General features: G+C 68.1%; 6 protein-coding genes and 1 pseudogene. 6 read left to right on the plus strand and 1 reads right to left on the minus strand.

Annotated features, from left to right (window positions below; all coding sequences use genetic code 11):
- The 4 genes from NBX02_RS13595 to NBX02_RS13610 all read left to right on the plus strand — a co-directional run.
- Positions 1 to 225, plus strand: a 225-nt coding sequence (locus NBX02_RS13595; protein ID WP_250286537.1) for a hypothetical protein, incomplete at its 5' end; no start/stop codon positions are given.
- A gap of 492 nt (positions 226 to 717) precedes the next feature.
- Positions 718 to 1,377, plus strand: coding sequence for an ISAs1 family transposase (locus tag NBX02_RS13600; protein WP_250286539.1), 660 nt, complete (start codon positions 718 to 720; stop codon positions 1,375 to 1,377).
- A gap of 468 nt (positions 1,378 to 1,845) precedes the next feature.
- Positions 1,846 to 2,082: a CopG family transcriptional regulator gene (locus NBX02_RS13605; protein WP_250286541.1), complete on the plus strand. Its 237-nt coding sequence runs from the start codon at positions 1,846 to 1,848 to the stop codon at positions 2,080 to 2,082.
- The gene (locus tag NBX02_RS13610) at positions 2,079 to 2,513 is read left to right on the plus strand and encodes a PIN domain-containing protein (RefSeq protein ID WP_250291608.1); all 435 of its coding nucleotides are present in this window, start codon (positions 2,079 to 2,081) and stop codon (positions 2,511 to 2,513) included. Before NBX02_RS13605 ends, NBX02_RS13610 begins: the two co-directional genes overlap by 4 nt.
- Before the next feature lie 422 nt (positions 2,514 to 2,935).
- Here the strand turns inward: NBX02_RS13610 and helR are convergent, their stop codons facing one another.
- On the minus strand, positions 2,936 to 5,104 hold the full coding sequence (helR, locus tag NBX02_RS13620) for an RNA polymerase recycling motor ATPase HelR (protein ID WP_250291610.1): 2,169 nt from the start codon (positions 5,102 to 5,104) through the stop codon (positions 2,936 to 2,938).
- Between the two features lie 840 nt (positions 5,105 to 5,944).
- On the opposite strand from helR, the gene NBX02_RS13625 reads away from it, so the two are divergent.
- Both NBX02_RS13625 and NBX02_RS13630 read left to right on the plus strand, forming a co-directional pair.
- Positions 5,945 to 6,394, plus strand: coding sequence for a helix-turn-helix transcriptional regulator (locus tag NBX02_RS13625; protein WP_250286547.1), 450 nt, complete (start codon positions 5,945 to 5,947; stop codon positions 6,392 to 6,394).
- Between the two features lie 111 nt (positions 6,395 to 6,505).
- Positions 6,506 to 7,428: pseudogene (locus NBX02_RS13630) on the plus strand (excinuclease ABC subunit UvrA); the annotation flags it as partial.

Raw genomic sequence — 7,428 nt, forward strand, 5'->3', positions numbered from 1 at the left:
CTTATCCTCACGCGTCGGCAACTCAAGCTCTCCACTCACCAGCCCCTCCTAGGTGGTCTAACAATCACTATGTGTGATCTTCTAGGCATAGCCGACAAACTCACAGGGAATAAGTACTTCACAACAGGCCGCTGGGGCGTTCAGATGGATTTCACGCCAGGAGATGTCTTCAGTAAAGGTGAAGGTCCGAGAAGCAGGCTGGACGGCATCGCGGCAGCAGAATGATGGTGCAGGCTGCGATAGCGGTCTCCGACCGAGCCCCTTCTGCCGCGGTGGTCTGTGCGGTTCGTGGGCGGACGAATGTCAGCGCCAGAGGGCGCTGGATGTCCGCCGGTAGTCCATGTAGCGGCACATCACGGGGAGAAATCTCAGCCACATAGGTGAACAATGCCCCACGGACCGCGCCGGTGTCAACATCCAACCTGACGCAGCGCAACGGATCAAGGGAAATATATACATATGCCCACTTTCGGGACCCTGGCAGATTTGCCAGGTAGCGGATCATTGGCCGAACCGATGGTTTTCAGTGTTGATGAGGTATGAAATCCAGTCGTTTTGGGGCCCCTGAAACAGAGGGGGCACGACCCTCGATTGATCACGAAGGTTCCTAGGCCATCATGATCGTCCCGAGGTGTCATGCCCGCCGCGCCATTATCCGCGTCTGCCCCTGTTCTAGATCAGCTGTCCTCGATCGCGGCTCGCACGACACCGGCGCTGGTGCCGCCCGCGGCTCTGTTGGCGGTGTTCGCCCAGGTCACCGATCCGAGGAAACGTCGGGGGACGCGGCACCAGCTACCGATCCTGCTCACGCTGGCGACCTGCGCGGTCCTCGCGGGCGCCCGGTCGTTCACCGCGGTCAGCGAGTGGGCTGCGAACGCCAGCGAGACCGTCTGCACGGCACTCGGGATCGCCCGGGTCCCGGACGAGTGGACGTTCCGCCGGGTTTTCGCCCGACTCGACGCCGACATGTTGGACGTGACCCTCGGTGCCTGGGCCGCCGCGGCGACCACGCCGCCCCAGGGTGAACGGCGGCGGATCGCGGTCGATGGGAAAACCCTGCAGGGCTCACGCCACGGCGACACTCCCGGCCGGCACCTGCTCGCCGCTCGCGACCAGCACCACCAGGTCGTGCTGGCCCAGCGCGCCGTCGACGCGAAGAACAACGAGATCCCCGCACCGAAAGCCCTGCTCAGCCAGGTAGAGCCAACCGGTGTGACTGGCAGCGCCATTGTGCCGGAGCAGGGTCCGAAACACCCTGGTCTCGTTGGTCTTCGCATCGACCTCGACTTGGCCAACTGCGAGCCCGGCGCCGTGGGTCGCCGCCGAGAACAGGTGAACCTGGCTGCCGTCGGGCCGCCGTGCGCCCCTGGGCCTTGAGGGTCTCGGCCAGGGAGGCAGGTACCCGCACCGACACCACGATCTGCTCGTTCTCCAGCGCTTCGACCTCAGCGGCTTCGGCTTCTTCCGCGGTGCGCTCGGCGCGAACGGCATCCCGCCGAGCGCGGGTCGCGCGACCTGTCATGGCTTGCCGGGTAGTCCTGAAGATCGACTCTGCGGATCTTCGACTGGCGATCCCGGCCTTGTCAACCGGATCGATGTGACCCGATCCGGGTTTCTGGCACCCGCGGGGTGCGCCGTCCCCATCACGGCGGCACAGAAGGCTTGTAGATCGTTCGTCGCGCTGACCCGTGGTGCAGAAGCCCTGGTCAGGGCCCACGGACGAGTTTCGGGCACGGACAGTGGGAGCATGACGCGACATCCGCAACGCCCACGAGAGCCGGCGATCGCGATCAATATTGCTGGTGGTGGTACCATAACCCTATGGCCTTGAAGAAGACGACCGTCATGGTCGAGGAGGAATACCTGCAGATCGTCAAGGAGGCGGCAGCGCGTGAAGGCCGGCCCGAATCCGAGTATTTTCGCGAGGCGTTCCGTATCGCCGCGCTGCACGCCCGCCGATGGTCCGGCGACTGGGACATACCGGCACTCGACTTCGGCGGCCCGCTCACCGAAGATGACGTCCGCGAAGCGGTCGACGAAGCGGTCGACCGGAAAAACGGCACGACTGGTATCGCCACGTGATCGTCGTTGGTGACACCTCTGGCCTCATGGCCGCCTTCAACATTGGCAATCCGGAACACCAGGCAGCCCGCGCGGCACTGCGCGAGGCGTCCGTGACCCTGGTTTCCCCGCTGGTGTTCGCTGAAGTCGAGCACGTCATCACCCGCAACGTCGACCGCAAGGCCGCCTATAAAGTCAATGACTGGCTGTTACAACAGGAGGGCGCCATGCGCATCCTGGTCCCAGAGGTGTCAGCCGATACCCTCCGCAAGGCTCGCACGGTCCAGAGCCGGTACGCCGACCTGCGCCTGGACCTGGCGGACGCAGTGAACGTGGTGCTGGCGGAGCAGTACGAGACCGACAGCGTTCTCACGCTCGACCGGCGAGACTTCCGTGCGATACGTCCGCTCAGCAACCACAAGGCGTTCCGTCTCCTGCCGGACGACCTGTGACGGCACTGTTGCATTGGCGAAGCCCGCCGTCTCGGCTGCCGATCAGTCATGATCGAGTGATGCATCGACGTCGTGTCCGTCCGCCGGTTCCGACGTCGGAGTTCGCCGACTTCCGCTTCCCGCCCGAGGGGAAGTGCCGGCGGTGCGCTGGTACCCGCGCTACACCCTCTCCGGCACGGTCGTCGGCCATTACCACGGCGTCACCTACCATGTGACCCCGCGAACCCGGGGTGGACACCAAACGCGCCCAGTGCCGCCAGCAACTGGCGGTACTACGAGCAGGAACCGACAGCAACAACGGGTCCTGGGGATAAGCAGCGAAAAGACAAGGATATGAATCCGCTGTCGTTATGACAGCACCAGGCTTGTCTCCTTGAGCCCTTCATGGTCGCCCGATGGCGATCATGTTGTTCTGGCCGGCGTCAGGGGCTTGTGAGGATGACGAGCTGCCGGGTCGCCCGGGTCATCGCGACGTAGCGGTCGACCGCTCCTTCGATGCCGTCGCCGAACGTCTCCGGGTCGATGAGGACGACCAGGTCGAACTCGAGCCCCTTCGACAGCTCCGGGGGCAGCGACCGGACGCGGGGCGTCGCCCGGAACGTGGGATCGCCGATGACGCAGGCGGTCCCGTCGGCGTGCGCGGCGAGCCAGGCGTCGAGGATCGAGCCCAGCTCCGAAACGGATCCGTGCACGACGGGGAGGCCGCCGCCGCGGATGGACACCGGCACGTTGGCGTCCGGGAGCACCGCCCGGATAACCGGCTCGGCTTCCGCCATCACCTCTTCCGGGGTCCGGTAGTTGATGCTCAGGGAGGCCAGGCTGATCCGGTCGAGCCCGATCCGGGTGAGCCGTTCCCGCCACGGCTGTGTGAACCCGTGCCTGGCCTGGGCGCGGTCCCCGACGATGGTGAAGCTGCGGGACGGGCAGCGCAGCAGCAGCATCTGCCACTCCGCGTCGGTCAGTTCCTGCGCCTCGTCCACGACGATGTGCGCGAACGGGCCGGCGAGCGGGTCCGGGCCGGTAACGGGCAGCCCGGACTCGTCGACCAGGGCGTCCCGCAGGTCCTCTCCGCGCAGCATCGTCACCACGCCTTCACCGTCGTCGTCGGCGGCGAGCAGGTGGTCGACGACCCTGGCCACGCGCTCGCGTTCGGCGGCGAGGGCGGCGCCCCGCCGACGCCTGCGCCGTGACACCCCCGGGTCGCCGAGCCGTTGCCGTGCCGCGTCCAGGAGTGGCAGGTCGGACACCGTCCAGGCCCGGGCGTCCTCGCGCCGCAGCTTCCGGATCTCGGCGGGGCACAGCCAGGGGGCACACCTGCGCAGGTAGGCGGGTACCGACCACAGGTCCGCGACGAGGTCAGCCGCTTCGAGCAGCGGCCACGCCCGGTTGAGGGCCGTGACCAGCTCCTCGTTCCGCAGCAGCGACTGGCGGAGCAGGCCGGCCGGGACGTCGACGTCGACCTCGACGTCGTGCTTGTCCATCAGGATCGTGAGCAGTTCCTCCCAGATCTGCTCGCGCGCCTCGTTGTGCGCGGTGCCGGGGTCTGGTGCTTCGAACGCCTCGGCCCAGGCGTCGGCGCCCAGCCAGATCTCCGACCAGTCGGTCGTGACCGTCATCCCTCTGGTGGGCGGCTCCTCGTAGAACCTCACGGCCGTCTCGATCGCCTTCACCAGGTCCGCGGACGACTTCAGGCGGGCCACGTCCGGGTCGGTCTCGACCGTTGCCGCGGCTCCCTCGGCGACGAGGTCCCGCAGGGTGCAGGTCTGCACGCCCTCCTCGCCGAGGCCGGGCAGGACGTCGGCGACGTAGGCCAGGTAAGGCTGATGCGGGCCGACGAACAGCACGCCGCCCCGGCGGTGACCGAGGCGCGGGTCACGGTAGAGAAGGTAGGCGGAACGGTGCAGGGCGACGACGGTCTTCCCCGTGCCCGGACCGCCGTCGACGACGAGAGCGCCGTCGGATCCCGCGCGGATGATGGCGTCCTGGTCGGCCTGGATGGTGCCGAGCACGTCCCGCATCCGGGGCGACCGGTCGCCGCCCAGGCTGGCGATGAAGGCGGACTGGTCGTCGAGCGCGCTGTGCCCTTCGAACCCATCCGAGGTGAGCATGGTGAACACCTCGTCCCAGTAGTCGCTGATCCGGCCGCGGGTCCAGCGATACCTGCGGCGGCTCGCCAGGCCCATCGGGTTGGCGTGGGTCGCTCCGAAGAACGGCTCGGCCGCCGGCGCGCGCCAGTCGAGCAGCAGCCGACGGCCCGCGCTGTCCGTGAGGCCGAGCCGTCCGATGTACACGGGCTCGGGGCTGTCCGCGCTGACGATGTGCCCGAGGCACAGGTCCAGGCCGAAGCGACGCAGGACGCGTAGGCGGGCGGTCAGCCGGTGGACCTCCACGTCCCGGTCCATCGCCTGCTGGCCTGTGCCACCGGGCGCCCTGCGCGCGGCATCGAGGCGGTCGGACAGGTCGGCGATCGACTGCTCAAGGCTCTCCGCGATGGCCGCGAAGTGTTGCTCGTCGCCGGCGATCAGCGTCGGGCCGGCCTTGGCGGCGAGGTGGTAGGGAAGGTCGAACGCGCTGGTGGTCAAGGGGTGCACGCCATCAGCGCCCGCAGCCGCGCCGCGCGTCCCACCAGCGGCCCGCCGTCCCCGCACGACCCATACGTCGACAACAACACACGCATTCCGCGACTCCCGTTTCCGCAGCTCCTGGCCTCGGCCGGCTATTCTGCGGCACGACCCCGGCCTTGCCGCAAGCCCCCCGGTACGATATAGGTTAAAAGTGGGAGGGAGTGGGCGTCGGGTACTTGGTCACCAGATTGGTCACCAGCTCGGTTACCGGCTCGGTCACCAGTTTGGCGGCCCGCTCATCGGTCGAGTCGAGAATTCGGTCGAGTCGAGAATTCGGTCGTAAATCAGGATTGCCAGGACGGGTCCCTTCTCAGGGTCGACGACGGCCACTCTTTGCGGTCGCGGGCCGTCGGCGTGGTGGTGCCGAATGCCCGACGTCTACCGGTGTGCGACAAGGCGACGGTTTCTTCGGACTGCGGCCGGTCACGGGTCGCGACCTGCACGCCGCCGTATGCTGGTCCTGGTTCGCAGCCAGCCGGAAACACCGGCGAGGAGGCCCTCGTCCATGAGCACTCCGGAGACCGGACACCCTCTCTGTATCCGCTGCTGCGCCCTCAGGTCACCGTCGAGGAACTCCTGGCCGCGAGAGGCACACGCCCATCCGGTCCCTCGACGACCTGACGGCCGACACCTTCGACGCGGAAGGGACCAAGGCGGGGCCAGGTGCTGGACGCTGGACAGCTCGCCCACCCATCCGTCGCCGCGCTGACCGGCCTGCCGGCCGAGCGGATCGGACAGCTCAGCGGCATCGGCAACTGGGACGAGTAAACGACGCCGGCTCCGGCACGACGTGGCACGATCTCGTAGGTGACGAGCGGAGCCGCCGAGGAGCGGCGCCTGCGCGACCTCGCGCGGCTGCGGCGCGTCCGCGACCGGATCGACCGGGAGTACGCCCGGCCGCTGGACGTCGAGGCGCTCGCCCGCGGCGCGCACATGTCGGCCGGGCACCTCAGCCGTGAGTTTCGCCGCGCCTACGGCGAGTCGCCGTACAGCTATCTCATGACGCGGCGCATCGAGCGCGCGATGGCGCTGCTGCGTCGTGGCGATCTCAGCGTCACCGAGGTCTGTTTCGCGGTCGGCTGCTCGTCGCTGGGCACCTTCAGCAGCCGCTTCACCGAACTGGTCGGTATGCCACCGAACGCCTACCGGCGCCAGGCGGCGCGCGCGACGGCGGGGATGCCGTCCTGCGTGGCGAAACAGGCCACCAGACCGGTCAGGAATCGAGAAGCGCCAGCCCCCGAGCCGCACCTAGCGTGAAGGAGCCCGCGCACGACGCCGGTGGCGGCCGTCAGGCGGCCGCCGGCACCGATGCACCGGTACGCCGATGGACCGATGAACCGATGAACCGATGAACCGATGAAAGACAGGATGAGCATGGCCACGAGGACGGGCCCGCGATCGCCCGCGCCGCACGCTGCCGGCAGGAACGTTGCCGACAGTCACGAGCTGATCCGGGTGCGGGGCGCGCGCGAGAACAACCTCAAGGACGTCAGCATCGAGATCCCGAAGCGCAGGCTGACGGTGTTCACCGGTGTCTCCGGCTCGGGCAAGAGCTCGCTGGTGTTCGGCACGATCGCCGCGGAGTCGCAGCGGCTGATCAACGAGACCTACAGCGCCTTCGTGCAGGGCTTCATGCCGACGCTGGCGCGGCCCGAGGTCGACGTGCTCGAGGGGCTGACGACCGCGATCATCGTCGACCAGCAGCGGATGGGCGTCGACGCCCGTTCCACGGTCGCCACCGCCACCGACGCGGGCGCGATGCTGCGCATCCTCTTCAGCCGGCTCGGGCAGCCGCACATCGGCCCGCCCGGCGCGTTCTCCTTCAACGTCCCCTCGGTCCGCGCGAGCGGGGCGATCACGGTCGAACGCGGCGCCGGCAGAACCGTGACGCGGACCTTCACCCGTACCGGCGGCATGTGCCCGCGCTGCGAGGGCCGGGGAACGGTCACCGGCTTCGACCTGTCCGCGCTCTACGACGACAGCAGGTCGCTCAACGAGGGTGCGCTCACGATCCCCGGCTACGGCGTCGACGGCTGGTACGGCCGCATCTTCAGCGGCTGCGGCTTCCTCGACCCGGACAAGCCGATCCGCGGGTACACCGGGAAGGAGCTCCACGACCTCCTCCACAAGGAGCCTACCAAGATCAAAGTCAACGGTGTCAACCTGACGTACGAGGGGCTGATCCCGAAGATCCAGAAGTCGTTCCTGTCCAAGGACGTCGACGCGCTGCAACCGCATATCCGGGCGTTCGTGGACCGGGCGGTCACCTTCACCACCTGCCCCGAGTGCGG

The sequence above is a fragment of the Protofrankia sp. CiP1_Cm_nod1 genome, assembly GCF_920888515.1.
In the GTDB taxonomy this organism is placed as follows: domain Bacteria; phylum Actinomycetota; class Actinomycetes; order Frankiales; family Frankiaceae; genus Protofrankia.